The sequence below is a fragment of the Nonomuraea sp. NPDC046570 genome, assembly GCF_040645915.1.
GTDB lineage: Bacteria > Actinomycetota > Actinomycetes > Streptosporangiales > Streptosporangiaceae > Nonomuraea.
The window spans coordinates 397,062-423,291 of the sequence record NZ_JBEYZF010000001.1 but is presented as its reverse complement, the minus strand read 5'-3'; the positions used below and the strand labels follow the sequence as shown (position 1 = coordinate 423,291).

Genomic DNA, 26,230 nt, shown 5'->3' with positions numbered 1-26,230 from the left:
CTGGGATCTTAGGGGGAAATCCTTGCCTTGAGTTCTGTGATCGCCGACACAGGGGTCGGGTCGATGCCGTAACCAAGGGCCAGATAGACGCTGGCGTAGTCGCCCAGCACGATCAGCGAGGCCAGCCGTTCCAGCGGCTGCGCGCCCTCGGCGACCAGTTCGGTGACCGGTACCCCGCGGTCGGCGGCCATCCGCGCCGAGACCTCGCGCCGCCGCGCCACCTGCGGATGCTCCTCGGTGTCGCGCATCATCACCAGTCTGAGCGTACGCGAGGCGGTGTCGGCGAAGATGTCGCGCTCGGCCAGCGGCCCGTCGAGGGCGACCACCTGGTTGTGGGCGGCCTCGGGCAGCTCGCCCCAGATCGCCGGGTACTTCGCGTTCTCGTGAAGCTGGTCGGCCAGCCGGTGCGCGGCGACAGCCGCCAGCGGGGAGGAGCCCCAGATCATCGGCACGCTCTCGGCCAGCTCCATGGCCAGCGTCTTACCGGGGTTGATGAACGACTCGCTGGACGGCCGGCAGCGGTGCGCGATGTCCTCCAGCGACTTGGCCACGTTCTCGTACAGGTCGGGCCCCGCCTGCGTGAGCCCCAGTTCGGCCGCGGCGGCGACCAGCGGAATCGCCAGCGCCCACAGGTTGGCCCTCGGCTGCCCACCGGAGGTGACGGGCACGAACAGCGCCGAGGCCTGCCGGGCGATCGCCTCCAGCGGCGACCCGGCCGTCCCGACCGCGAGCAGCGAACTCCCCCGCCGTACGGCCTGCGCCGCCACCTCCAGCGTCTCCTCGGTCTCCCCGGAGTGCGACACCGCGATCACCAGGTCGGCCGCCCCCACCCAGCCGGGCAGCCGGTAGCCCCTGACGGTCACGATCGGCAGCGGCGAGCCGGGCCCGCAGACGACGTTGAGGATGTCGCCGGCGACCGACGAGGCGCCCATCCCCGCCACCACGATGGCGCGCGGGCGGCCGAACCCGGCCAGCCGGGAGATGCCCGCCTCGACGGCAGACCTGTGCGCGGTGCGCACCTGGGCCGCGGACGAGGCGACCGCGGGCAGCATGCCGCCCGGGTCCCCCTCGCGGAGCAGGGCCTGGTCGTCGAGCCGCTCGGGCTCCCAGGTCACGGTTTCCGCGCCTCGTCCACGAGTAGCACCGGGATGTCGTCCCGCACCGGGTAGACGAGACCGCAGGAGGTGCAGGCCAGTTCGTCGGCCTCGAGCTCGGCGCGCAGTGGTGACTTGCACGCGGGGCAGGCGAGGATCTCCAGCAACCAGTCGTCGATCTTCACTTCTCGCTCCTTACGACAGCGAGGACCTCGTCCCTGATCGCTGCCATCTGGCTGGGGTCGGCTGCTTCGGCGTTGAGCCTGAGCAGCGGCTCGGTGTTGGACGGTCGGAGATTGAACCACCAGTCCCGCCCGGCCACGGTCAGCCCGTCGAGCTCGTCGAAGGCGCCGCGCCCCTCGAACGTCTCGCGGACCTGGCGGACGGCCTCGGCCTGGTCGTGGACGGTGCTGTTGATCTCGCCGGAGGCGTGGTAGCGCGCGTAGGCGGCCAGCACCTGCGACAGCGGCCGGGCCTGCTCCCCCAGCGCGGCCAGCACGTGCAGCGCCGCCAGCATGCCGGAGTCGGCGTACCAGAAGTCGCGGAAGTAGTAGTGGGCGGAGTGCTCGCCGCCGAAGACCGCGCCGGTGCGGGCCATCTCCGCCTTGATGATGGAGTGGCCGACCCGGGTGCGCACGGGGACGCCGCCGTGCTCGGTGACGATCTCCGGCACGCCCCGCGAGGTGATCAGGTTGTGGATGATCGTCGAGCCTGGGTGCTTGGCCAGCTCCCGCGTCGCGACCAGGGCGGTGATCGTCGAGGGCGAGACGGACTCGCCGCGCTCGTCGATCACCCAGCAGCGGTCGGCGTCGCCGTCGAAGGCCAGGCCGAGGTCGGCCCTCGTGGCCAGGACGGCCCGCTGCAGGTCGCGCAGGTTCGCCGGCTCGATCGGGTTGGCCTCGTGGTTGGGGAAGGACCCGTCGAGCTCGAAGTAGAGCGGGGTCAGCTCAATCGGCAGGCCCCCGAACACGGCGGGCACGGTGTGACCGGCCATCGCGTTACCGGCGTCGACGACGACCTTCAGCGGCCGGATCGCGGACAGGTCGACGAGCGTGCGCAGGTGCTCGGCATAGCCCTGGAGCAGGTCCTTCTCGATCACAGAGCCCGTGCGCCCGGTCTCGCCGAGCCCGGCGGCGAGCAGCTCGGCCGCCCGGTCGCGGATGGCGGTCAGGCCGGTGTCGGTGCCGACGGGGACGGCTCCCGCGTGGCACATCTTCATGCCGTTGTAGCGGGCGGGGTTGTGACTGGCGGTGAACATCACGCCCGGGAGCCCCAGGCTGCCGCTGGCGTAGTAGAGCAGGTCGGTGGAGCCGAGCCCGGCGTCGATCACGTCGGCGCCCCGGCTGGTCGCGCCGCGGACGAAGGCGTCGGACAGCGGCTCGGACGACAGCCGCATGTCGCGGGCGACCACGGCCGAGGTGGCTCCGGTCACCTCCACGAAGGCCGCGCCCACGGCTTCGGCGGTGCGCTCGTCGAACTCATCGGGTACGACGCCGCGCACATCGTACGCTTTGAAGATCTTGGCGAGGTCGCCCACTCCAGCTCCGCCCCTAGGTCGCTTACGTCTGAAACGAGCCTACTGTGCCCAGGAGCCTCAGCGATCGCCACGGGGTTGGGCGGACCGCAGAACACGCAGATGCCCGCGGCGGCCGACCTCGACCCCTTGGCCGACTGGTTCGGTGCCGCTGGACGGGGTCGGCCTGGCCGCCTCGCGCACGGCGTTGGCGAGCGCCTCCAGGTCGTCTGAACTGGGAGAACCGCCGTCCGTCGGCAGGCGGACGACCTCCCACCCGCGGGGGGCGGTCAGTCGCTCGGCGTGTTCGGCGCACAGGTCGTAACAGTGTGGCTCGGCGTACGTCGCCAGAGGGCCGAGAACAGCGGTCGAGTCGGCGTAAACGTACGTGAGCGTGAAGACGGCAGGCTGACTGCAAGCAGTGCGGGAACAGCGGCGGACGGGGCTCACGGAGGGACCGTATCTGGTAAGAGTGCGGGGCGCCACTATCTGAGCACTCTTAACGAGCGTGTCGCCACAATTCGGACACCTGTCACAGTGTTTCCACCCACCTGTACCGATGTCCGGCCGACTACACTCGGTCAGGTGAATCCGAAGCGCGGTCCTCGACGCCGCGACCGGCATGGTCGCGGGCTGCGCGGCCCACTGGCCCCCTCGCACGTGCCCATCGCCCGCTCGCGCAGCGAGCGTTTCGACGATCTCGTGCTGGACGCCGTCGACCGGCTCAAGCCGCAGTGGGGCAAGCAACTGGCCGCGGTGGAGTTCGCCGTGGAGGAGGTGCCTCCGGCCGGTGAGCTGGGGGACGGTCCCGGCAGGCTCGGCTCCGACCCCATTCCGTTCGGCCGTGCCGACGCCGCCTCCGGCCAGGACCCCGCGGCCGTGGTGATCTACCGGCGCCCGCTCGAAGCCCGCGCCCGGGACCGCGACACGCTGGGCGCCCTGGTGCACGACGCCGTGGTCGAGCAGGTCGCCACCCTGCTGGGGGTGTCCCCGGACACCGTCGACCCCGGCTACGACGAGCGCGGCTGACCCTCAGGGCAGCACGACCGCCGGGGAGCCGGTCAGCGTGGGGAGCATCGCCCACGTTCTGGCGGGGGCCAGCGGCCTGGCCGTGATGAGCAGGCCGCTCTTCAGCCGTTCCGCGGTGACGCGGCCGCCGTACACCTGGCCGGACACCGGTGTGACCACCACGGCGAACGGGCCCTTGGCCTTGAGCTTGACGTTCCTGGTGCGGGAGGCGGGCAGGTCGACGGTGAACGCGGCCGGGGGTTTGCCCTTGTCCGGCATGATCTGCACCCTTACCGAGCCTGGGCCGTTCAGGGCGGTGAGGACGAGCTTGGAGCCCTTGCCGTTGTCGGCGACGGTGCTGCCCAGGTCGAGGGGGGCGGTTCCGGCGGTGAAGGCGACGTCCTGCCGCTCCCCCGGGCCGGCGATGATCACTCCGGCGACCACCGGGACCTCCGAGGTGAGGACGAGCGCCGCCGCCTGGCCGTCGAGTCCGCTCGTCAACTCCAGTACGGCGACGCTGCCCGCCGGGACCTCGACGGTCTCGCGGCCCTTCATCGCGTAGGCGCCGTCCTCGGTCACCGCCTGGACGCGGACCACGGCGTCGGTCTCGCCCGGAGCCGCCACCAGCAGGTCCCGGCGTCCGCCGCCGGCCGGGATGCCCGGCACCACCACGCGGGTGGCGGGCGGGGTGGAGGCCGGGAGCCAGTCGACGCCCCGGCCGTCGAGCGAGGCTCGGGCGGCGACGGCCAGCCTGCCGCCGGTGGTGGTGACGCCGACGGCGAGGACGGTGGCCGACGGGGCCAGCGTCTTGAGGTCGATGTCGCGGTGCTCGCCCGGTTTGATCACGATGCCGGTGGCCGCGTCGGTGGCGACGGTTCCCTCGCCCGAGTACAGCAGGATCTCGGCGACGGCGGGGGCGCTGTCGGCGTTGGCCAGGTGCAGGACGACCTTCGCGGCCGAGGGTCCGGGGCCGACGAGCCAGGTGGTCGCGGCGGGCTCGGTGCAGCGCACCCCGCTCAGGCCGCGTTCGTCCCCCTTCGTCACCCGCGCGCCGTGCCCGGCTTCGAGGCCGCCCGCGCCGGAGACCACCAGCGGCCCGGTGTCCTTGACGGTCTTGCGCCAGAGAGTGCCCCGCCCGTCCACGGTGGCCGAGCCGACCTTCGTCGGGCCTGTGCCCAGCACGCTGACCTTGTCGCCGCGCGGGGCCGGGCACACGGTGCGGACCGACTCGACGGCGACCTTGCGCGGCTGCGCGACCGGGGGCCGGGCGGGGGCGGGCCTGGTCATGTGGGCAACGCCGTACAGCGCGCCCAGGGCGATGAGGACCAGCAGGACCAGGCCGAACCTGCTCTCGACGAACGCCTTCATCGGGCACCGGCCGGCTGCGGCCCGGCGATCACCGGGACGTCGGCGTGCGCGTCGGCGGCGTCGGCCGTACGGCTGCCCGGCGCGGCCAGCAGGGCCACCAGCAGCACCAGCGCGGCCTGCCCCCACAGCAGCGGCGCGTGCAGCGGGTCCGCCGGCGGCGCCTGGATCCTGGCCGGAGGCATGGCCAGCCGCCACAGCCCCGACGTCTCCGACAGGCTGACCTGCACCAGGTCGGGCTGGGCGACCAGGGCCTTGCTGAGCTCGGGGTCGACGGGCCCGGCCAGCGCCACATAGGCGACGCCCAGCCCGGCGAGCTTGGCCGCGTCCGCGCCGCCGCGCCCCGCGACCAGCCCGGCCGCCGCCGTCGCCACCTCGCGCACGCCGCCGGCCGCGGGCAGCTCGGACTCCCCGAGCAACGGGGTACGGCGCCGCAACACGGTGAACCCGATCCCCTCGGCGGTACGGCGCAGCAACACCGTCCGTTCCCCGGCCCTCGACTCCACCACGGCCAGCGCGGGCACCGGATCGGGCGCCGAACCGCGCAACGGCCCCTGCACACCGAACGCCATCCAGTGCCCGGCCGCCAGCAGCGGCGTGGTGAAGGCGACCGCCGCCACCCCCATGGCGCCCGCCTTGCGCAGCCCTCCCGCGGCCCGCAGCTCGGGCAGCCGGTGCGCGGTCAGCGCCGCCAGCACCAGCAGGCCGGTGGCGGCGAACGCGAGCGGCACCCCCGGCCAGGCACGGGCCGCCTGGCCGCCCGCGAGCGGGGTGACGGTGACCCGGCTGACCAGGATCGCGGCCAGCACGCCGTACAGGGCGACGCCCCAGCCGATCGCCACGATCATCCGCTGGCGGCGCATCAGCAGTGCGGCCAGCGCCGCCGCGATCAGCCCCGCGGTGATCCAGAACGGCGGCAGCCCCGGTCCACCGGGACTGAAGGTGAGCAGCGCCTCAGGGGCGAGCGCGGAGTCGACCAGCGACGGCTGGTGCAGCCCGGCCTCCAGCAGCACCTGCCCCGGATCGGCGACGAACCCCTGCAACCAGGGAAACAACACCACAAGAGGTACGGCAAGCGCGATCCCCATCGACACCACCACGCCCCGCCGTACCCCGCCGAAAGCCACCACGGCCAGCACGCCGAGCAGCGCGAACAGCGGGTAGACCAGCGGCACGAACGCCGTGCCCACGGCCAGCAGCAGCCCGAGCCCCCAGGCCGCGCGGCGGGCGCGGCGGCGCTCGCCGGACAGCACCCGGATGCCCAGTGCCGCGTACACCGGCAGCAGCACGAAGACCACGGCCGTGCCGAGCCGCCCCGAGGCGACGGCCCCGGTCGCGACGGGCAGCAGCGCGTAGGTGGCGGCCAGCCAGATCCGCGGCGGAACAGCCGGAATGATCGCCCGAGTAGCCAGATAAGCGGACATGCCCGCCAGCGGCACCGCGCCGAGCAGCAGCACCGACACCGCCAGCCAGGTCTTCCCCAGGAACACCGTGGACAGCCCGGCCAGCACCGCGACGTACGGCGGCGCCCAGGCGGCCGAGCCGAGCCCGGTGTCGTGGAAGGGCTCGGTGTAGAAGCGCCACAGGTCGGCGGCCCCGCCCTCGACCGGCACCAGCGCGCCGCCGCCGAGCCGCTCGCCGCCCAGCAGCGAACGCTCGGCGACCAGCGCGACCACCGTCAGCGCGAGCACCAGCAGCACGCCGGGACGGCTGAGGAAGCGCTTGACGAAGCCGGACTCGTCGACCAGCAGGACCTCGTCCGCCTCGCCGGGCCCAGCCAGCACGGCGTGGTGGCGGCCCGCGGACTCCACCGGCCCCTCGCCCGACAGGAAGCTCTGCACCAGGTCGGCCAGTCGGCGGTAGGCGATCCCGCGCGGCGCGAGCAGCTTCCTGACCGCGGCGTACCCCTTCTTGCGCCCGGGTCTTCGCCGCCTGCGGGCCCTGATCAGCCGTCCGGGGTGCAGCAGGATCGAGCCGAGCGCGGCCACCTCGTCGTAGGCGTTGGCCGGCTGCTTGGCCAGCAGGAGCAGCAGCGTCCTCAGCACCGAGGCGACCACGTTGCGCAGCAGCGCCCACGGCAGCGCGCGGAACGGCAGGTTCGCCATGATCACGAACATCGCGTTGCGCCGGTCGAGGCGGCGCGGGTGGTCGCCGCTGGCGGTGATGCGCCGCCTCCTGCGGGCCGCCGCCTCCGCGTGCCAGGCGACCGCGCTCCGCACGTTCACCACCCGGTGGCCGGCGTTGCGCACCCGCCAGCACAGGTCGAGGTCGTCGCGGAAGAGCGCGAGGGTGGGGTCGAGGCCGCCCACCTCGTCCCAGACGTCGCGGCGGACCAGCATGCCCGCGGTCGAGACCGCCAGCACGTCCCGGTCGCCGTCGTACTGCCCCTGGTCGAACTCCCTGGCCTCCAGGCCGGTGTCGCGCCGGCCGGTCCCGTCGACGGTCACGCCCACTTCGAGCAGCAGCCGCCGGTCCAGCCAGTCGCGCAGCTTCGGGCCGAGCACCGCGGCCCTGGGATCGCGCTTGGCGGCGGCCAGCAGCGCGGCCAGCGCGTGCCGGTCGGGCGCGCAGTCGTCGTGCACCAGCCACACCCACTCACCGGGTACGGCGGGCAGCTTGCCGAGCGCCTCGGCGACCGCCGCGCCGAACCCCGTCGAGCGCGGCATGGCGAGCACGTTGCCCGCGCCGAGAGCGTCCCTGAGCACGTCGGCCGAGCCGTCCCTGCTGCCGTTGTCGACCCCCACCACCCGGTCGGCCGGACGCGTCTGCGTGAGGACGGCCTGCAGCGACTCCCCCAGCCAGCGAGCGCCGTCATGAGTGACCACGATCGCGGTGACAGGGGGGCGGGTCATCGGTGTCGGCTCCTGGGGGGACGATCAGCGCCAACACCATATAAGGAAAAAAGGGTCACGCGGTCGGCTCTTCGCCGCCGCGTGACCCTGTGTCTAGTTGCTATCTCCTACACGGCCTGCTTCTTGATCCGTCGGCGTTCCCGTTCGGACAGTCCACCCCAGATGCCGAACCGCTCATCGTGTTCGAGCGCGTATTCCAGGCACTCGGCACGCACCTCACACGAGCGGCATACCTTCTTGGCCTCTCTGGTGGAGCCACCCTTCTCCGGGAAGAACGCCTCCGGGTCAGTCTGCGCACAGAGTGCGCGTTCCTGCCAGCCGAGTTCTTCAGCGTCAAGCTGATCCTGTGCGATGACCAGATCGGTCACTGCACACCTCCCTGCCGCCCGCCCGCAATGGAGCCCCCCATGGACGCCTCCCTCTTACCCACCCTCTGAGAGGCGTAACAACATGGCTGTAATTACACGCGCGTGCCGTAGGTGACGTCAAGCGGCATGCCGGTATCCGGGGAAAGACCTGCTCGCCCCGGTGTGCTTGCCATGTGATGTTCGAGACGGGCCGGAACCGGTGTCCATGGTTTCGGCTTGTCCTGTTCAACGCTGTCAGCGGTCGGAACCGTACCAGGGCAAGACTTGACGCCCGCCCGAGGCCCACCTTCTCTCTGGTCGCCCTTTAAGAGAGCATTACCTGCGGGGTTCGTTCGGTGTGTATATGGCCGTGGGGTCGATCGGCTCGTCGCCTCGGGGGGCCGGGCCGCCCAGAGCGTCGCCCTGGTACATCGACGCGTCGAACCTCATGGTCGACTCCCCCTGCGGCTCCTGCGGCTGGTAAGCCGGAGCCTGCGGGTGGCCGAACGGGTCGTCGTACGGCCTCGGCTGGCCCTGGTGGGGCTGGCCCGTGGTCGGCTGGCCCGTGTAGTCGGGCACGCGCAGGTCGGGCTCGTAGTTCATCTGCGGCTGGGTGCCCGCGGTGGACTGCTGGTAGCTCTCCGCCTGCTGGTAGGCGTGGTGGATCTGCTGGGAGCGGGGATCCACCGGCGGGTCGGGCTCCTGGTACAGGGGCTGCTGGCCGTACTCCTGGCCGGAGTACCCGCTGAACGGCTGGCCGCCGCCGCGCTGGTCGAAGGCAGGGGGCTGCTCGTAGTACGGCTGCTCGACCGGCGGGTACGGCACGCTCGGCGCGGTCTCGCCCTGGGGGTAGGGCTGCTGGTCGTAGACCGGTGCGGGGTGCGGCTGCTCGCCCTGCCTGCCGTAGCCCGGCTGGTTGTCGGCGGGCGGCGGCGCGTAGGAGTGCTGGCTCTCCACCGGAGGCGCGTACGGGTCCGGCTGGGGGGTGTAGGAGTTCTGGCCGGTCTGCGGGAGGTAGGCGCCCGGCTGGTCGGCCGGGGTGCCGTACATGCTCGGCTGGCTCTCCGCCGGGGTGTTGTAGACGCTCGGCTGGTCCGCCGGAGTGTTGTAGACGCTCGGCTGGCTCTCCGCCGGGGGGGCGTAGGCGTTGGGGAGGCTGTCGGCCGGGGTGTTGTAGGCGTTCGGAAGGCTGTCGGCCGGGACGTACGGCGCGGGCTGGTAGTCCTGCTGGGGAGCCTGCTGCGGCGGCGCGTAGGCGTTCGGCAGGGTGCCCGACGGCGCGTAGTTCGAGTCCGTGTAGGACGGCTCGGTGTAGCCGAAGTCCTGGCGCTCGGCCGGGGCGGCGGCGCTGGGGCCCGCGGGCAGGGCGGGCATCTCGTGCTGCACCGGCGGCTGGTAGGCCTGCTGCTGGGGCGGCTGGGCCTGGCTCTGCGGCTGCTGGGCGTAGCCGGGCTGGCCCGCGTAGCTCTGCGGCTGCTGGCCGTATCCCTGGTCCTGCTGGCCGAAGCCCTGGTCCTGGGCCGGGTAGCCCTGCTGGACCTGCTCCTGCTGGCCGAAGCCCTGCTGGGAGTAGGGCTGCTGGGCCTGCTCCGGCTGCTGGCCGTAGGAGTGCTGGGCGGAGTCCGGCTGCTGGCCGTAAGGCTGCTGGGCGGAGTCCGGCTGCTGCGCGTAGCCCTGCTGGCCGTAGCTCTGCTGGGCGGGCTCGGGCTGCTGCTGCTGCTGCTGGGCGTAGCCCTGGTGCTCCTGCTGCTGGCCGTACCCCTGGGGGGACTGGTCCTGGTGGCCGAAGCTCTGCTGGTTGTACTGCGGCTGGCCGTACTGCTGCTGGCCGAAGCCGGGGGCCGCGCCGTAGGCGGGGGTCGCGGGGCGCTCGGGCAGCACCTGCGGGAGCAGGTAGACCAGCGCGATCGCGGTCAGCGCCAGCCTCGGCAGGCCGGAGAGCAGGAACTCCAGCAGCGAGCCGAAGCCGAAGCCGGAGAAGAGGCCGAGCAGCAGGCAGATCGCGCCGAAGAGCGTCGCGACCGCCAGGGTGGCCCCCGCGAGGACGGTGACCTGCTTGGCCTTGGGCGACGGCTGGCCGAGCTTGGTCATCAGCACGACGGCCCCGATGACCAGCGCGGTGTTGACCGGGCTCGTCAGGCTGCCCAGCGCGATCGCGGCGCGGGCGGGGAACGAGCCGACCCCGAGGCTGCCACCGGTCAGCAGCCCGCCGAGCGCGACGAGAACGTCGATCGCCGCGACGGCCAGCATGATCCAGGCAGCGGGCTCTCTAAGCCTGCTGACGTCAATTTTGCTCACTGCTACCCCCAGGTGGGTCCTTCTGGCCCGACTGGAGTTTGCCACATAGCCGACTTTGCTGCCCCGAGTCCCAGCAACATCATCTGTCCCAATAGCCCTACATCCTGCTAGAAACCCGGAAATATCGTTACTTGAAGTCATGGAAAGCTCGCTCCCCAGACAGGGCTGTCAGAGCGGAATGACAGACTGGCCACATGCGAATCGTGTCCCTCGCCGGCGGAATCGGCGGCGCCCGCTTCCTGCGCGGACTCCGTGCCACCGCCCCGGAAGCAGAGATCACCGTCATCGGCAACACCGGTGACGACATCACCCTGTTCGGCCTGCGCGTCTGCCCCGACCTCGACACCGTGATGTACACGCTGGGCGGCGGCATCGACGAGGTGCAGGGCTGGGGGCGCGAGAAGGAGTCGCACACCGTCAAGGAGGAGCTGGCCGCCTACGGCGTCGAGCCGCAGTGGTTCGGCCTCGGCGACCGCGACTTCGCCACGCACATCGTCCGCTCCCAGATGCTGGAGGCCGGCTACCCGCTCTCCCAGGTCACCGAGGCTTTGTGCGCCCGCTGGCAGCCGGGCGTGCGCCTGCTGCCGATGAGCGACGACCGCTGCGAGACCCACGTCGTGATCACCGACGAGAAGGGCCGCCGCGCGATCCACTTCCAGGAGTGGTGGGTTCGGCTCCGCGCCGCCGTCCCCGCCGAATCGATCGCCCTGATCGGCGCCGACAGCGCCACCCCGGCCCCCGGCGTCCTGGAGGCGATCGCCGAGGCGGACGCGGTGATCCTGCCGCCGTCCAACCCGGTGGTCAGCATCGGCACGATCCTCCAGATCCCGGGCATCCGGGACGCGCTCGTCGCCAAGACCGTCGTGGGCGTCTCCCCGATCATCGGCGGCGCCCCGGTGCGCGGCATGGCCGACGCCTGCCTGACCGCGATCGGCGTCGAGACCTCCGCCCAGGCCGTCCTGGAGCTCTACGGCGGCGACCTGGTCAACGGCTGGCTGGTGGCCCCCGAGGACTCCGGCGTGGCCCTGGAGGGCGTCCGCGTCGAGCCGCGCCCGCTGATCATGCACGACACCGAAGCGGCGTCCGCGATCGCCCGCGCCGCGCTCGACCTGGCCGAGGAGCTGTCCCGATGACCGCCGACCCGCGCTCCACCCCGCACGAGGAGCCGCCCGCTCGGATCGAGATCCTTCCGGTCACCGGCCTGCCCGAGGTCCGCCCCGGTGACGACCTGGCCGCCCTGCTCGCCGGCGCCGGGCTGCGCGACGGCGACATCCTGGTGATCACCTCGAAGATCGTCAGCAAGGCCGAGGGCCGGATCCGGCAGGCCGACGACCGCACCGACGCCATCGCCGCGGAGACCGAGCGCGTGGTCGCCCGCCGCGGCGACACGGTGATCTCGCAGACCAGGCACGGTTTCGTGATGGCCGCCGCCGGAGTCGACGCCTCCAACACCGAGCCGGGCACCGTGCTCCTGCTGCCCGAGGACTCCGACGCCACGGCCCGCAGGGTCCGCGCCGCCCTGGCCCCCGCCAAGGTCGGGGTGATCATCTCCGACACGTTCGGCCGCCCGTGGCGTCACGGGCTGACCGACCTGGCGATCGGCGCCGCCGGGGTCCAGCCGCTCGAAGACTTCCGGGGCGGCGTGGACACCCACGGCAACCCGCTCAGCGCCACCGTCACCGCCCTCATCGACGAGATCGCCGCCGCCGCCGAACTGGTCAAGGGCAAGCTGTCCGGCGTCCCCGTGGCCGTCGTCCGCGGCCTGTCCCACCTGGTCACCGACGAGGCGGGCCCCGGCGTGCGCGCCCTGCTCCGCCCCGCCGACGAGGACCTCTTCCGGTACGGCTCCCGCGACGTCGTCTTCGCCCGCCGTACCATCAGGGAGTTCTCCGCCGAGCCCGTCGACCCCGAGGCGGTGCGGAAGGCGGTCGCCGCGGGCATCGCGGCGCCCGCGCCGCACCACACGACGCCGTGGCGCTTCGTCCTGGTGGAGTCGGCGGCCACGCGGGTGAAGCTGCTGGACGCCATGCGCGACGCCTGGATCGCCGACCTGCGCGGCGACGGCTTCTCCGAGGAGTCGATCGCCAAGCGGATCAGGCGCGGCGAAGTACTGCGCAACGCGCCCTATCTGGCCGTGCCGTGCCTGGTGATGGAGGGCTCGCACACCTACCGCGACGAGCGGCGCAACGCCGCCGAGCGCGAGATGTTCGTGGTGGCGACGGGGGCCGGAGTGGAGAACTTCCTGATCCAGCTCGCGGTCGAGGGGCTGGGGTCGGCGTGGGTGTCGTCCACGATGTTCTGCCGCCCGGCCGTCCGCGAGCTCCTCGGCCTGCCCGAGTCCTGGGACCCGATGGGCGCCGTGGCGATCGGGCACGGCGCCGCTCCGCCACGGGATCGCGCTCCGCGGGATCCGGGGGACTTCATCCTCGTTCGCTGATCTGACATCCTATGGCGTTTCCTGTCAGATGGCCATTTACCGTTAGGAAACTTTCCTTTATGTTTGGACTATCCCCCCACGTAGAGGAGCAGTTTCATGCGAAAGGTGCTCACGTTACTCGCCGCGACAGTCGTCGCGATGAGCACTACGATCTTCGTCGCCTCTCCGGCCCTGGCCCACGGGTACGTCTCGCAACCACCCAGCAGGCAGGCGCACTGCAAGGCCGGACGGGTGGCCAACTGCGGCCCCATCGTCTGGGAGCCGCAGAGCGTCGAGGGCCCCAAGGGCCAGCGCAACTGCCACGCCGGTGACTCCCGCTGGGCGCCGCTCAGCGACGAGAGCAAGGCCTGGCCCGTCACCAGCGTCGGCACCAGCGTCAACTTCACCTGGACCCTGACCGCCAGGCACGCCACCAGCACCTGGGAGTACTACATCGGCGGCACCAGGGTCGCGGTGATCAACGACAACGGCCGCCAGCCCCCGGCCACGGTCTCCCACCAGGTGAACCTGTCCGGCTACACCGGCAGGCAGAAGGTCCTGGCCATCTGGAACGTCGCGGACACCCAGAACGCCTTCTACGCCTGCATCGACCTCCAGGTCGGCGGCGGCAACCCGAACCCCACCCCGACTCCCACCCCCACACCCACTCCCACCTCGACTCCCACGCCCACCCCGACGCCGACGGTCCCCGGCGGCACCTGGTCCGCGGGTACCGCCTACTCGGTGGGCGCGGTGGTCACCTACGGCGGGCAGTCCTACCGCTGCGTCCAGCCGCACACCGCCATCCCCGGTTGGGAGCCGCCGAACGTCCCGGCGCTCTGGCAGCGGGTCTGACCTGTGCAGCGCATCCGTGACGCGGTGGTGTCGATGTTCCGCATCGTGGTCGGGCTGCTGTTCGCCTGCCATGGGGCCGCCGCCCTGTTCGGCGTCCTCGGCGGTCCCCGCGGCGGCACGCCTCCGGCGCTCGGCGCCTGGCCGGAGTGGTGGGCGGCGGTCATCGAACTGGGCGGCGGCGGGCTGGTGATGATCGGCCTGGGCACGAGAGTCGCCGCGCTGGTCTGCTCCGGCACGATGGCCTACGCCTACTTCACCGTCCACCTGCCCAAGGGACTGTTCCCGCTGATCAACGGGGGCGAGGCGGCGGCGTTGTTCTGCTGGTCGTTCCTGGTGGTGGTGCTGTTCGGGAGCGGGCCCTGGGCCCTGGACACGGTGGTGAACCGGGCCTATCGCCGGATACGGACTCCACGGAGTTCGTGACCGACACGCGACCGCCCGATCGGGTGCCGGAGCGACGGCGCCCGATCGGGCTGGGAACGAAGGTCAGGCCAGTGGCAGCACTCGGCGCACGCTGCCGCAGACGCCGTCACTGGCCTGCGCGGCCGCCAGGCGCTCGGCGGACGGCGTGCCGTACTCGGTGGTGCGCTGGCGGAGCGGGCGGCCGGTGGGGGTGACCATCTCGGCGATCTCGCTGATCGTCTTGTAGGAGCCGTTCTCCGAGCCGGCCATGCGGCTGATCGTCTCCTCCATCAGCGTGCCGCCCAGGTCGTTGACCCCGCCGCGCAGCACCTGGCGGCACAGGTCATCCCTGAGCTTGACCCAGGAGCACTGGATGTTCGCGATCGCGCCGTGCAGCAGGATCCTGGCCATGGCGTGCACCGCGCGGTTCTCCTGCGCGGTCGGCCCCGGCCTGGCCACGCCCGCCAGGTAGATCGGCGCGCTGTGGTGCACGAACGGCAGCAGCACGAACTCCGAGAACCCGCCCGTCCGCTCCTGCAGGCTCCTGATCAGCCGGATGTGCCGCACCCAGTGCAGATGCGTGTCGACGTGCCCGTACATCATGGTCGAGGTGGTCGGGATGCCCACCCGGTGCGCGGTGGTGATCACGTCGATCCACTCATCGGCGGGCAGCTTGCCTTTGGTCAGCACCCACCGCACCTCGTCGTCGAGGATCTCCGCGGCGGTCCCCGGCAGCGAGTCGACCCCGGCCTCCTTGGCCGCCGTCAGCCAGTCCTCGACGGACAGGTTGGTACGGCTGGCGCCGTTCACCACCTCCATCGGCGAGAACGCGTGCACATGCATGCCGGGCGTACGCGCCTTGACGGCCTTGGCGATGTCGAAGTAGGCGGTGCCGGGCAGGTCGGGGTGGATGCCCCCCTGCATGCACACCTCGGTGGCCCCCGCCTCCCACCCTTCGGCGGCACGGTCGGCCACCTGGTCGAGGGAGAGGGTGTAGGCGTCGGCGTCGGTCCGCCGCTGGGCGAAGGCGCAGAACCGGCAGCCGGTGTAGCAGACGTTGGTGAAGTTGATGTTGCGGTTGACCACGTAGGTGACGTCGTCCCCGGCCGCCTCCTTCCGCAACGCGTCGGCGAGCCCGGCCAGCGCCTCAAGGGCGTCGCCTTCGGCGCCCATCAGCGCGGCGGCCTGCTCGTCGCTCAGCCCGCCGGGATCGCGTTCCGCCTGCCGCAGCGCCTCGGCCACATCCCCCAGCACCCCGACCGCCGGGGCGGCCAGGCGCTCGCGCAGGGCGTCCCAGTCGCCGTAGACGTTGTCGAAGTCGTCGCGGCGGTCCCCGGTCCTGCCCGTGGTGTCCACCTCGACGTGCAGGTCCACCCGTCCCGACGCCGCGAACCCGCCGTCGGGCTCCTGCCAGGGACGCCCCTGGAGCACCGCGTCCTCCCGTGCCAGCCCGGTGGCCGGGTCCGCCAGTGCGGAGACGTGCGCGAACAGGCGGGGGTCGAGCCAGGGCTCACCGGCCCTGACGTACTCGGGGTAGATCGTCAGCCGCTCGCGCAGCGCGAATCCGGCCTCCGCCGTACGCGAGGCCAGGTCGTCGATCTGCGGCCACGGGCGTTCGGGGTTGACGTGGTCGGGCGTCAGCGGCGACACCCCGCCCCAGTCGTCGATTCCGGCACGGATCATCAGCGCGTACTCGGCGTCGACCAGGTTGGGCGGGGCCTGGACGCGGATCCGGGGGCCGAGCAGGAGCCGGGTGACCGCGATGGTGGCGGCCAGTTCCTGCAGGTCGGCGTCCGGCAGGCCGCGCATGGCGGTGTCCGGCTTGGCGCGGAAGTTCTGCACGATGACCTCCTGGACACCGCCGTACTCCCTGGCCACCCGCCGGATCGCGAAGATCGACTCGGCCCGGTCCTCGATGGTCTCGCCGATGCCGATGAGGATGCCGGTGGTGAACGGCACGTTGGAGCGCCCGGCGTCCTCCAGCACGCGCAGCCGTACGGCGGGGTCCTTGTCGGGCGAGCCGTAGTGGGCGGCGCCCTTCTCCTCGAACAGCCGCCGCGAGGTGGTCTCCAGCATCATGCCCATCGACGGCGCGACGGGCTTGAGCCGCTGCAGGTCTCGCCAGCTCAGCACGCCGGGGTTCAGGTGCGGCAGCAGCCCGGTCTCCTCCAGCACCCGGATCGCCATGGCCCGCACATAGGAGAGCGTGTCGTCGTAGCCGTGCGCGTCGAGCCACTCGCGGGCCTGGTGCCAGCGGTCCTCGGGCCGGTCGCCCAGCGTGAACAGAGCCTCCTTGCACCCCATGGCGGCGCCCTGGCGGGCGATCTCCAGGACCTCGTCGGGGCCGAGGAAGGGGGCGGGCAGTTTGTGCGGCGCGGTGGCGAACGTACAGTAGCCGCAGCGGTCCCGGCACAGCCTGGTCAGCGGGATGAAGACCTTCCTGCTGTAGGTGATCACCCCGGGCCGGCCGGCCGCCTCCAGTCCGGCGTCGCGAACCCTCGCGGCGTGGGCGAGGAGGGCGTCCAAGTGGTCGCCACGGGCCTGCAGCAGGACCACGGCCTCGGTGAGGTCGAGGGCCTTGCCGTCGCGGGCGCGGGCGAGGGCGCGGCGGAGGGCGGAATCGCTGACGAGACTCATACCGGAAACCCTACGACTTTGGATACTGGATACGCATCACCGCCTCCCATGGTTTAACAACGCTGAAGCGTTGACGATAGAAAGTCTCGATAGACATAAATAGATGCACAGGCAAATAATGGAGGCACAGCAACGAACCAAGGAGACACACACCATGAGCTGGCTCATCGTCCTCGCCTTCCTCGCCGCCCTCGCGATCCTCGGCCCGAGGTACGGCGCCGACACCCGAGACGGCCGTGACTGGAGCAGCGCGAGCGCCCGCAGGCGCAACGCTAGAAGGAGCGGTAGTCGCGAGCGGGCACACGGGGTCCGCGCGCGGGCGGCCTCAGCCCACTGAGCCCGATGAGAACCGTGGCCCGGTGCCGATGCCCCCGGTACGGCTCCAGCAGCTGCATCATCCCCGCGTCGTCGGCCCGCTCCCCCGTCAGCGCCCACCCGACGATCTTGGCCAGGTGGAAGTCGCCCACGCTCACCGCGTCGGGATCGCCGTGGACGCGCTGGCGGACCTCGGCCGACGTCCACACCCCGATCCCCGGCAGCGCGCGCAGCAGCCGATCGGCCTCCGCGCTGGTGACGGCCGCCTCCAGCTTCCCGGCATGCCAGGCGGCAATCGCGATCGTCCGCGCCCGGACCGCCTCCGCCCCCGCCCGGTGCCAGTCCCAGGCCGGAATCTGACGCCAGACCGCGGGCTCGGGAACCACCCTCATCCCCTCCGGAGCGGGCCCGGGAGCCGGTTCACCGTAGCGGCGCAGCAGCCACCCCCACGCCCGCCAGGCCTCCTGCCCCACCACCTTCTGCTCCAGTACGGCCGGCACCAGCGCCTCCAACAGCCGCCCGGTCCGCCCGATGCGCAGCCCGGGATGCCGCCTGGCCACGTCCTTCAGCACGTCGTGCCGTACCTCGAAGCCTGACGGGTCGTCATCCACGCCCAGCAGGGCGGGCAGCGTGTCGAGCAGCCACCGCGCCCCGGGCCCCCACGCCTCGCCGAGCACGACCGGCGGCCGCACCGAGACCCTGAGGGTGCCGGGCCCGTCAGGAGTACGGCAGGCGCGCCAGACCGAGCCGTCGGTGCCGGTGCGCCACGTGGGGTCGTGGCCGCCGTGCTGGTGCGGCCCGAGAACGAGCCGCACGTCCAGCGGTCCCGGCGGAACCCACGCGCGCTCCATCACCACTCAGACGTCGCTGGAGAACCGCACCGCGCACTCGGGCAGTTCCACGCCGGGCCACACGCGCGAGCCCGCGAGCAGTTCGTTGCCAGGGCCGACCACCGCGCGGTCGCCGATCACGGCGTCCCGCAGCACGGTGCCGGAGCGCACGTGCGCGCCGCGGCCCACCACGGAGTCGGTCACCGAGGCGCCCTCGCCGATCACGCAGTCGTCGCCGAGCACGCTGCCCGCGACCGAGGCGCCCGCCTCGACCACGGCCCGCGCGCCCACCGCGGTGCCGCCGGTGACCTTGGCCTCGGCCGACACCCGCGCGCCCGGCAGCGTGAGGAACTCGCCCGCCGGTCCGGGCAGCGCGGGCGAGGCCAGGCGCCCGAGCACCAGGTCGCGCGAGCCGCGCACGAAGGCGGCGGGGGTCCCGACGTCCAGCCAGTAGGTGCGGTCGGGGTAGCCGAGCACCAGCTCGCCCGAGGCGATCAGCCCGGGGAACGTCTGCCGCTCCACCGAGACCACCTCACCGGCCGGGATCGTGTCGATCACCGAGCGGGTGAAGACGTAGCAGCCGGCGTTGATCCGGTTGGTGACGGGAGTGGGCGTCTTCTCCAGGAAGGCGGTGACGCGGTCCTCGTCGTCGGTCGGCACGCAGCCGAAACGGGTGGGGTCGTCCACCTCGGTCAGGTGCAGCGTCACCGCGGCCTCGCGGGCGACATGCCGGCGAACCTGGTCGCCGATGTCGTGCCCGGACAGGATGTCGCCGTTGAGCACGAGCACCGGGTCGGCGGGACCGGCGGTGAGCCCCTGCGCGGCGTTGCGGATCGCCCCGCCGGTGCCGAGCGGCTCCTCCTCGGTCATGTAGACGAGCTCCAGCCCGAGCGCCGCCCCGTCACCGAAGACGGGCTCGAACATCGAGGCCTTGTAGGAGGTGGCGAACACGATCCTGCGCACCCCGAACGAGCGGGCGCGCGCGAGCTGGTGGGCCAGGAACGGCACACCCGCGGTCGGCAGCAGCGGCTTGGGCGTGCCCAGTGTCAGCGGACGCAGGCGCGTGCCCTGGCCCCCCACCAGGAGGATCGCCTCGAGGTCCGGCAAAGAGCTCTCCATCACCCCGAGAGGCTACCCAACTATTCGACCGCCCGTTGATAGGACAGCGAATGCGCCTCGGCCGAGGCGTCCCAGGTGAACTCGCGTGCCCTGGCCAGCCCGGCGCCCGCCAGTTCCTTGCGCCGCTCGCCCGAGGCCAGCAGCCGGCCCAGCGCCGCGGCGATGCTGTCGGCGTCCGGCTCGGTGTAGGCCACCGCGTCGCCGCCCACCTCCGGCAGCGAGGTGCGGTGCGTGGTCAGCACCGGCGCGCCGCAGGCCATCGCCTCCAGCACCGGCATGCCGAAGCCCTCGCCCCTGGACGGGAAGGCCACCACGAGCGCCCCGCCGAGGAAGCCCGGCAGGTCGGCGAAGGACAGGTAGCCCGGCCTGATCACCCGGACGGTGGCCGCCACCTCGTTGACCGCCGCGTCCACGTCGTCCTCGTAGATGCCGCCGCCGAGCACCAGCGCGGGCGGCTCGGGCAGCCCCTCGACGGCCCTGGCGAAGCCCCTGATCAGATTCGGCACGTTCTTACGCGGCTCCAGCGCCCCGAGGAAGGCCACGTACGGCTGGCCGTGCAGCCCGCACCGCCCCGCCACCCTGGCCACCTCCGCGTCGCTGGGCGGGTGGAAGATCGCCAGGTCGACGCCGTGGTAGGCGACGTCGATCCGGGTCGGGTCCGCCGCCAGCACCCTGACCAGCTCGTCCCTGGTCGCCTTCGACGGCACGATCACCCGCCTGGCGTGCCGTACGGCGGTGCGGGTCGCCGAGCGGAAGAAGGCGGCCCTGACCGCGTCGTGCTGCTCGGGCTCGGTGAACCAGGTGACGTCGTGGACGGTGACGACGGTCGGCAGCCCGGAGCCGAGCGGCATCGAGTAGTGCGGGGCGTGGATCACCTGGGCGCCCGCCTGCCGGGCGAGCAGCGGCAGGCTGCTCTGCTCCCAGGCCAGCCGCGCGGCCCTGTTGGTGATCGACACCGGCCCCGCCATGATCCTCGCCGAGGGCGCCAGCGCGGAGTACCGCTCGGCGTCCGCCCGCTGGCAGACCACCACCAGGTCGGCGCCCGCCCGCTGCAGGCCGGCGATCAGCCCGTCCACGTATCTCATCTGCGCGCCACGGTCCGCAGGGACCGCCGCGGCGTCGATGAGCACTCGAGGTGTCACGTAGATCTCTCCCCTCAAGATCGACGTGGGACCTTGCGGCCCCCTCCGTCGTCCACCTTACGACCAGACGCTCCGGAAAACGTGGGCTGAATCACACGGAGTGGCGATCGACCGATCGACGGGCGGCGGCGCCCGCGGTTCCGGCGCAGATCAGGTCGCCGGCGATGATGACGATGCGGGAGCAGAGGGCCACGGCGATGGCCGGACCGGCGTCGAGGACGGGCGCGAGCACGACGACCATGGCCGCCTCGCGCACCCCCGCCCCGGCGGGGACGACGAACGTCATGATGCCCAGGCACCACGACAGGGCGAACGCGCCGACGGCGAACATCAGATCGGCGCTCGTGCCCATGTCGGCGAGGATGAAGTACAGGTGCACGCCGTAGGCGAGCCAGCCGACCAGGGCCCAGCCGAGGGCGGTGAGCATGCCGCGCCTGGTCAGCGGGCGTTCCAGCGGCTCGCGCTTGAGCTTGCGCAGCCCGAACCCGATCAGCCCGTTGATCACCTTGGGTTCGAGCAGGACGGCCAGCACGGGGATGACCAGCAGCAGCCAGCCGTACCTGTCCCAGCCGAGGGTGACCAGCGTGACGAGCAGACCGCTGGCCAGTTGGATCGGCATCATCAGGAAGAACGCGGCGGCGCTGCGCGAGCGCGGCACGCCCAGGTCCTTGCCCATCTCCATCTGCGCGAGCAGCGGCCACACCGCGCCGGGGATGTACTTGCCGAGCTGGCCGACGAAGAACACCTTGGCGGCCGGGCGGAGCGGGAGCGGCGAGCCGAGGTCGGCCAGCAGGGTGCGCCAGGTGAGCATGGCGCCCAGCAGCGCGGCGATCACCGCGACCAGCGACCCGGCCAGCATCGGCCAGGTCAGCCGGGCGAAACCGGCCGTCACCGCGTCCCACTGCCTGGCCACCGCCCAGGCTCCGAAGCCGAGCGCGACCAGCAGGAAGACGATCCTGACGGCGCGCTTCACACGCGTTCCGGCGGCTGCGGCAAGGACGGGCCCGCCGGGCGGCGCGGGCGCTTGGTGGCGACCCACAGGTAGGTGGGCACCAGCGGCAGCACGAGCTTGAGCACGGCCCGCGGCGTGCGGGCGAGCACCGACTGGGCGATCCTGCCCAGGGCGCCGGGGAACAGCTCGCCGCCCGCGAACCTGGCCGGGGTGGCCAGCACGGGCAGCGTGTAGTCCCACACCTCGAAGGCGCGGGTCATCCTGCGCAGCCCGCCCCGGGTGCGGAAGCGCTCGTAGTAGTGGTCGGCCCTGCCGAAGGCGCGCACGTAGCGGTCGGCGAGCACGGGCGTCAGGTAGGACAGGAAGGGCAGCTTGTAGTGCGGCTCCATGATGCCCAGCCGGTTGCCGAGCCCCAGGTAGAGCACGCCGTCCTCGGACAGCACCCGGTGCATCTCGGCTACCACCGCATCAGGGTCGACGACGTGCTCGTAGATGTGGTTGAACACCAGCACGTCGATCGAGCCGTCGGGGAAGGGCAGCGCGGTGCCGTCGCCGCAGACGAACGCCACCCGCTCGCCGAACCGGTCGGCCGCCTTGCGCAGCCCCGGCACGTCGATGTCGATGCCCAGCGTGCGGGCCGCGCCCGCCCCTGCCAGCTCGTCGGCGATGAACCCGGCCGAGCAGCCCACGTCGCCGACGGTCTTCCCGCCGAGCGGCCCGTGGAAGTGCTCCAGCACCGCGATGATCTTCGCGGCCTTGCGCCGCCGCTTCGCCTCGTCCAGCATCGCCGACTGGAATTCGGAGTACTCCAGCTGTGCGACGCGCTGCCTGCCCATGGCCCACAACAGTACCCACCCCTGGCACGTCCCGGTGGTCACGAGGTCGTGTTCGGCGTACTTTGAGCGAGTGCTCCGCCGGTCGCTGCGTGTACTCCTCGCCCTCATCGCCCTCGGCTTCCTCGGCTACGGCCTCGCCCGCAACTGGACGGAGACCACGGCCGCGCTGGCCCGGCTGTCGCCCTGGTCCATCGCTGGGGCGCTGGCGGCCGTGCTGGCCGGGCAGCTCTGCATGCTGCTGGCCTGGCGCCGGGTGCTGGCCGGGCTCGGCTCGCCGCTGCCGCTCAGGACCGCCGGGCGGGTGATGTTCGTCGGCCAGCTCGGCAAGTACATCCCGGGTTCGGTCTGGGCGTACGCGGCGATGATGGAGCTGGGCCGCGACCACGGCAGCCCGCCCCGCCGTACCTTCGCCTGCATCTCGTTGTCCCTGGTGATCAACCTGGGCGCGGCGCTGTCCGTCGCCGCCGCGACGCTCGCGGGCCAGCAGGTGCTCCGGCAGGCCTGGTACCTGCTGCTGCTCATCCCCGTGATCATCGTCTGCCTGCACCCGAAGGTGCTCACCTGGGGCCTCAACCTGGCCCTGCGGATCGCCCGCAAGGACCCGCTGGACGGCGTGCTGCCCGGCAGGACCGTGCTGGTCGCCGCCGCCTGGTCCGTGCTCGGCTGGCTGGTGTACGGCCTGCACCTCTGGCTCGTCGCCGGGGACCCCGCGCCGTACCTGGTCGCGACCGGCGCCTACGCCTTCGCCTGGGCGTCGGGCCTGCTCACCTTCGTGGTCCCGGCCGGCGTGGGAGTCCGCGAGGGGGCGATCGTGCTGGTGCTCGGCCCGCTGGTCGGCGTCCCGCAGGCGCTGGTCGCGGCGATCGTGTCCCGGCTGGCGTTCACCCTCGCCGACCTGGCGCTGGCGGGCGCCGCGTTCGCCTTCGGCCGCACGCCCGCTCAGGCGCCGAGCAACGTCTCCGCGTAGGCCGCCCAGTGCGGCTCCGGGTCCACGGCCTTCACTCCCGCGCGCAGCCGCTCGGGCTCACCGGGCGCGTAGAACCTCACCAGCGCCTCGCGCAGCGCCTCCACCTCACCCGGCTCGACCAGCAGCCCGTCGACGCCGTCGGTCACATGGTCGGCCAGCGCGCCCACCCGGGTGGCGATCACCGGCACCCCGTGCTCGTGGCCGAGCCAGACGTTCTGGCTGGCGGTGGCGTTCCGGTAGGGCAGCACCAGCGCGTCGGCCGCCGCGAACAGCTCCGGCACGTCCTCCGCCGCGACATACCCCGGCCTGAGCTCCACCCGATCGCCGATGCCGAGCTCCCCGACCAGCGCCTCGGTCGCCTCAAGCCCGCCCCAGAACTCCCCCGCCACGGTCAGCGAAACCCCGTCGGGCAGAGCGCGCAACAGCAGGTCGAGCCCCTTGTACGGGCGCACGATCCCGAAGAACAGCAGCCTCCGGCGCACCTCGGCCGACCCCGTGGAGCCGTTGGTCGAGGGCAGGTGCGGCGGCAGCGCCGCCACCCGCACCGGCCGGTCCGCCAGCCCGCGCGCCAACTCGGCCTGCTGCGCCGAATGCGTCAGCACCTCGTCGACCCGCTTCAGCAGAGCCTTCATGAGCGGCCGGTCGTACGGCTTGCGTTCGTGCGGCAGCACGTTGTGGCAGAGGGCGATCGTCCTGGTTCTGCGGCCGAGGCCGTACAGGATGCCGAGATAGGCGGGGACCTGCACCGGGCTGAGCACGGCCAGGATCACCAGGTCGGCCGAGCGGAGCCGGCGGCCGCAGGCGAGCCACCCGTCCGGCCGCCGCCAGTCGAGTACGCGCCGCGTGCCCGGGAACGGGACGCCTTCCGGGGCGGAGATCGTCTGCTGGCCCGGGTACAGGAACGAGGGGTACTGCGCCTTCCACGACTCGATCACCACCTCGTGCCCGGCCGCGCTCAGGCGGTGCGCCAGCTCCGTGGTGTGCTGGGCGCCGCCACCCTTGTACGGGAAGGTCGGGCCGACGACGGCGATCCGCACGTCAGGAGTCCCTCGACCGGACGATGAGGTCGGCGAGCAGCGCGACCGAGCCGATCAGCAGACCGGACAGGAAGATCACGATGGTGTTGCTGGTGAGGTAGAACCCGTACCGGACGATGTCCACCACGCCCTTGACCAGGCCGATCACCACGAGCCAGATGGCCGGCGGCATCAGCACCTTGAGCGGGTTGAAGTACATCACCATCCGCAGCACCTGCAGGATGTACCGGTAGGCGTCGGAGACGAAGCTGAACTTCGACTTGCCCGCCCGCTTGGCATAGTCGATCGGCAGGTAGTAGACGTCGTGCTGGTTCGACAGGAACGACAGCGTGATCGTCGTCACACAGGAGAACCCGGGCGGCAGCAGCCTCAGGTACGGCCTGGCCACCGACTTGCGGAACGCGCGCAGCCCCGAGTTCAGGTCCGGGATCTTCTGCCCCGCCAGCCGCTCGGCCACCTTCCGGATGAACCACTTGGCCGGCACCCTGAGCAGCTTGTGCGACCCCTCCTCGGTGGTGCGAGCGCCCACCACCTGGTCGATCGTGGCGTCCTTCTCCAGGATCTGGACCAGCTCGGGGATGCGCTCGTTCGGGTACGTCATGTCGGCGTCGGTCCACACGACGATCTCGCCGCGCGCCTCCTGAGTACCGATCCTGCGTACCGTGCCCGAGCCGCCGTTGCGGTGGAACGCCCTGATCCGCATGTGCGGGAACCGCGGCGCGGCCTCCTCCAGGCGGGCGAGGGTCTCGTCGCCGGAACAGTCGTCCACCGCGACGAGCTCGTAGCTGTAGCCGCTCGAATCCATCGCCTTGCAGATGCGTTCGACCTCGTCGATCACATGATCCTGCTCGTTGTAACAGGGCAGGACGATCGTGACGTACGGCGTAGCTTCCACAGTGCTTCCAGTCTCGGGGGGCTCAGGCATGCTCACGTCGGTCGAGGGTACTCTGCCCCGCCACACCCTGAACCCACATCGCCATGGGCCGGTCTGATCCGCCGGTGGCGCATCCCGCTACCACTGCCGCTCATCGACGACATCCTCCACCCCCGGCATCCGCGCCAGACCAGCCTTGACGACCTGCGCGGCGGCGCGATCATCCAGGACGACATGGAACGCTGTGGCTCCTGTGCCGGACGGGCTCCGCCTTGCCTCGAACGAGAAGAAAATGCCCTGGTGTTTCGCGTAGTGCGCGGCATCCTGAAAGTAGATCGAGCCGACGCCGTCGATGGAACGCAGCCGCTGGTACACGGCAGTCCTCTCCGACTCGCTCGGCACACCACGCCCTCGGCACTTCGACTCCTCGGCCTCCGTCTTCCTCGCACACAGCAAGATCATCAAGTCCGCCTTCCCCTTCCAGAAATTGCGGCGGTAGGTCAAGACCTGACTGACTCCCGGCAGTGCCTTCATCTGCTCGATCATGCCCTTGGTCACCTCCCGGCTCTCCCCTCGGAAGGACTCCGGCATGTCGCTCTCTTCCGCGACGGTCCCCAACGTGAGGTCGGACTTGAACTGCTCGAGGAAGGTCGCGTACGCCTCGGCCCTGGACTCGAACTCGAACGAGGTCACCTCAGGCATCGCCCTGATCGCGGCTTCGACGGCCCGCCGCTGCTCGTCCGTGATCCCCTTGCCGTCACAGTGCTCGAAGGGACTGTCGGCGGCGCACAGAAACGCGGTGAAGCCTCCGGCATTGGGCCAAGGCTCGGGCGGCGGCGGCAACGGCCCGCGGAAACGGTCGTAGACAATCCATCCCCCGGTCCCCGCGGCGGCGAGCAGAACCACGCCCACGAGGGCGGGCACCCACCACCTCCGCCTTCGCAGCCGCTTCTCCTCGACTGCGAGCGCCGACGGTTCCATCAGTTCGAGCTGCCGGCGCTGACGCTGTCCGCGCCGGGCATCTTGCGCAGTTCCGTCTTGACGACCTGCTCGGCGGCCGAGTCGTCGAGTGTGATGTGCAAGCGCGTCAGCGCCTCGTCCCTGGACACGAATCTGAGTGACTTCACCTCGGGCATGGCCCGCATCCTGGCTCCCGCCGCCCGTCGCTGCGCGGGAGTGATCCCCTTGTTCCCGCAAGCCTTCGAAGAGCCGTCGCCCTTGCACAGGTATACCGAGAAGATCCCCTCCGTCGGCCACGGAGCTTTCGGCGGCGGAAGCGGCCCGCCCCGTTCGCCGGCGAACCCCGATCCGGCCGCCGCGACGGTCGTCACCACGGCCATCCCCGCCACCAACAGCACACGCCGCATTCCC

General features: G+C 71.9%; 24 protein-coding genes. 6 read left to right on the top strand and 18 right to left on the bottom strand.

Translation table 11 applies throughout. The features are described from left to right. Nucleotides 1-8: 8 nt before the first annotated feature. The 4 genes from ABZ911_RS01985 to ABZ911_RS01970 are packed head-to-tail and all read right to left on the bottom strand — an operon-like array spanning nt 9 to nt 3,057. Entirely contained in the window at nt 9-1,115 is a 1,107-nt protein-coding gene (locus ABZ911_RS01985; RefSeq protein WP_358050540.1) for an SIS domain-containing protein, read from the bottom strand. Then, nucleotides 1,112-1,279: a Trm112 family protein gene (locus ABZ911_RS01980; protein WP_358050537.1), complete on the bottom strand. Its 168-nt coding sequence runs from the start codon at nt 1,277-1,279 to the stop codon at nt 1,112-1,114. The genes ABZ911_RS01985 and ABZ911_RS01980 overlap by 4 nt, the downstream gene beginning before the upstream one ends. After that, nucleotides 1,276-2,631: a phosphomannomutase/phosphoglucomutase gene (locus tag ABZ911_RS01975; protein ID WP_358050534.1), complete on the bottom strand. Its 1,356-nt coding sequence runs from the start codon at nt 2,629-2,631 to the stop codon at nt 1,276-1,278. The genes ABZ911_RS01980 and ABZ911_RS01975 overlap by 4 nt, the downstream gene beginning before the upstream one ends. A gap of 57 nt (nt 2,632-2,688) precedes the next feature. Next, nucleotides 2,689-3,057, bottom strand: coding sequence for a DUF3499 domain-containing protein (locus tag ABZ911_RS01970; protein ID WP_358050531.1), 369 nt, complete (start codon nt 3,055-3,057; stop codon nt 2,689-2,691). Between the two features lie 135 nt (nt 3,058-3,192). On the opposite strand from ABZ911_RS01970, the gene ABZ911_RS01965 reads away from it, so the two are divergent. Continuing rightward, a complete protein-coding gene (locus ABZ911_RS01965; RefSeq protein WP_358050528.1) occupies nt 3,193-3,636 on the top strand; it encodes a metallopeptidase family protein in 444 nt (147 codons plus the stop codon). 3 nt (nt 3,637-3,639) lie between these two features. Here the strand turns inward: ABZ911_RS01965 and ABZ911_RS01960 are convergent, their stop codons facing one another. From ABZ911_RS01960 to ABZ911_RS01945, 4 genes are all read right to left on the bottom strand, one after another. Continuing rightward, on the bottom strand, nt 3,640-4,983 hold the full coding sequence (locus ABZ911_RS01960; RefSeq protein ID WP_358050525.1) for a DUF5719 family protein: 1,344 nt from the start codon (nt 4,981-4,983) through the stop codon (nt 3,640-3,642). Beyond that, entirely contained in the window at nt 4,980-7,832 is a 2,853-nt protein-coding gene (locus tag ABZ911_RS01955; protein ID WP_358050522.1) for a glycosyltransferase family 2 protein, read from the bottom strand. The genes ABZ911_RS01960 and ABZ911_RS01955 overlap by 4 nt, the downstream gene beginning before the upstream one ends. 107 nt (nt 7,833-7,939) lie before the next feature. Then, entirely contained in the window at nt 7,940-8,200 is a 261-nt protein-coding gene (locus tag ABZ911_RS01950) for a WhiB family transcriptional regulator (protein WP_358050519.1), read from the bottom strand. A gap of 315 nt (nt 8,201-8,515) precedes the next feature. Further along, entirely contained in the window at nt 8,516-10,477 is a 1,962-nt protein-coding gene (locus ABZ911_RS01945; RefSeq protein ID WP_358050516.1) for a hypothetical protein, read from the bottom strand. A 194-nt stretch (nt 10,478-10,671) separates the two neighbouring features. On the opposite strand from ABZ911_RS01945, the gene cofD reads away from it, so the two are divergent. The 4 genes from cofD (at nt 10,672) to ABZ911_RS01925 (ending at nt 14,171) form a co-directional block, all read left to right on the top strand. Beyond that, nucleotides 10,672-11,610 carry a 2-phospho-L-lactate transferase gene (gene cofD, locus ABZ911_RS01940; RefSeq protein WP_358050512.1) on the top strand — a complete coding sequence of 313 codons (939 nt, stop codon included), beginning with the start codon at nt 10,672-10,674 and terminating at the stop codon, nt 11,608-11,610. After that, nucleotides 11,607-12,914 carry a coenzyme F420-0:L-glutamate ligase gene (locus ABZ911_RS01935; protein WP_358050509.1) on the top strand — a complete coding sequence of 436 codons (1,308 nt, stop codon included), beginning with the start codon at nt 11,607-11,609 and terminating at the stop codon, nt 12,912-12,914. The genes cofD and ABZ911_RS01935 overlap by 4 nt, the downstream gene beginning before the upstream one ends. Before the next feature lie 138 nt (nt 12,915-13,052). Continuing rightward, nucleotides 13,053-13,748 carry a lytic polysaccharide monooxygenase gene (locus ABZ911_RS01930; RefSeq protein ID WP_358050506.1) on the top strand — a complete coding sequence of 232 codons (696 nt, stop codon included), beginning with the start codon at nt 13,053-13,055 and terminating at the stop codon, nt 13,746-13,748. A 3-nt stretch (nt 13,749-13,751) separates the two neighbouring features. Next, nucleotides 13,752-14,171, top strand: a complete 420-nt coding sequence (locus ABZ911_RS01925) for a DoxX family protein (RefSeq protein ID WP_358050503.1) — start codon at nt 13,752-13,754, stop codon at nt 14,169-14,171. 63 nt (nt 14,172-14,234) lie between these two features. Here the strand turns inward: ABZ911_RS01925 and ABZ911_RS01920 are convergent, their stop codons facing one another. From ABZ911_RS01920 to ABZ911_RS01895, 6 genes are all read right to left on the bottom strand, one after another. Next, nucleotides 14,235-16,787: a bifunctional FO biosynthesis protein CofGH gene (locus tag ABZ911_RS01920; RefSeq protein WP_358050500.1), complete on the bottom strand. Its 2,553-nt coding sequence runs from the start codon at nt 16,785-16,787 to the stop codon at nt 14,235-14,237. 272 nt (nt 16,788-17,059) lie between these two features. Next, nucleotides 17,060-17,917 carry a DNA-3-methyladenine glycosylase 2 family protein gene (locus ABZ911_RS01915; RefSeq protein ID WP_358050497.1) on the bottom strand — a complete coding sequence of 286 codons (858 nt, stop codon included), beginning with the start codon at nt 17,915-17,917 and terminating at the stop codon, nt 17,060-17,062. A gap of 42 nt (nt 17,918-17,959) precedes the next feature. Continuing rightward, nucleotides 17,960-19,051 carry an NDP-sugar synthase gene (locus ABZ911_RS01910; protein ID WP_358050494.1) on the bottom strand — a complete coding sequence of 364 codons (1,092 nt, stop codon included), beginning with the start codon at nt 19,049-19,051 and terminating at the stop codon, nt 17,960-17,962. A 20-nt stretch (nt 19,052-19,071) separates the two neighbouring features. Continuing rightward, nucleotides 19,072-20,193 carry a glycosyltransferase family 1 protein gene (locus ABZ911_RS01905; protein ID WP_358050491.1) on the bottom strand — a complete coding sequence of 374 codons (1,122 nt, stop codon included), beginning with the start codon at nt 20,191-20,193 and terminating at the stop codon, nt 19,072-19,074. 91 nt (nt 20,194-20,284) lie between these two features. Further along, on the bottom strand, nt 20,285-21,166 hold the full coding sequence (locus ABZ911_RS01900) for a lysylphosphatidylglycerol synthase transmembrane domain-containing protein (protein ID WP_358050488.1): 882 nt from the start codon (nt 21,164-21,166) through the stop codon (nt 20,285-20,287). Next, the gene (locus tag ABZ911_RS01895; protein ID WP_358050485.1) at nt 21,163-21,981 is read right to left on the bottom strand and encodes a class I SAM-dependent methyltransferase; all 819 of its coding nucleotides are present in this window, start codon (nt 21,979-21,981) and stop codon (nt 21,163-21,165) included. Before ABZ911_RS01895 ends, ABZ911_RS01900 begins: the two co-directional genes overlap by 4 nt. A 70-nt stretch (nt 21,982-22,051) precedes the next feature. Between ABZ911_RS01895 and ABZ911_RS01890 the strand changes: the two genes are divergently transcribed. Next, nucleotides 22,052-22,948 carry a lysylphosphatidylglycerol synthase transmembrane domain-containing protein gene (locus tag ABZ911_RS01890; protein WP_358050482.1) on the top strand — a complete coding sequence of 299 codons (897 nt, stop codon included), beginning with the start codon at nt 22,052-22,054 and terminating at the stop codon, nt 22,946-22,948. Here the strand turns inward: ABZ911_RS01890 and ABZ911_RS01885 are convergent. The 4 genes from ABZ911_RS01885 to ABZ911_RS01870 all read right to left on the bottom strand — a co-directional run bounded on the left by ABZ911_RS01885 (nt 22,921) and on the right by ABZ911_RS01870 (nt 26,226). Next, nucleotides 22,921-23,985 (bottom strand): glycosyltransferase family 4 protein, encoded by a 1,065-nt coding sequence (locus tag ABZ911_RS01885; protein ID WP_358050479.1) that lies wholly within the window; start codon nt 23,983-23,985, stop codon nt 22,921-22,923. The two genes, ABZ911_RS01890 and ABZ911_RS01885, sit on opposite strands and share 28 nt — an antisense overlap. Nucleotide 23,986: 1 nt before the next feature. Further along, nucleotides 23,987-24,910: a glycosyltransferase family 2 protein gene (locus tag ABZ911_RS01880; RefSeq protein WP_358051430.1), complete on the bottom strand. Its 924-nt coding sequence runs from the start codon at nt 24,908-24,910 to the stop codon at nt 23,987-23,989. Nucleotides 24,911-24,997: 87 nt separating this feature from the next. After that, complete coding sequence (locus ABZ911_RS01875) at nt 24,998-25,783, bottom strand: permease-like cell division protein FtsX (RefSeq protein WP_358050476.1); 786 nt, start codon at nt 25,781-25,783, stop codon at nt 24,998-25,000. 56 nt (nt 25,784-25,839) lie between these two features. Then, nucleotides 25,840-26,226: a permease-like cell division protein FtsX gene (locus ABZ911_RS01870; RefSeq protein WP_358050473.1), complete on the bottom strand. Its 387-nt coding sequence runs from the start codon at nt 26,224-26,226 to the stop codon at nt 25,840-25,842. Between the last annotated feature and the right edge of the window lie 4 nt (nt 26,227-26,230).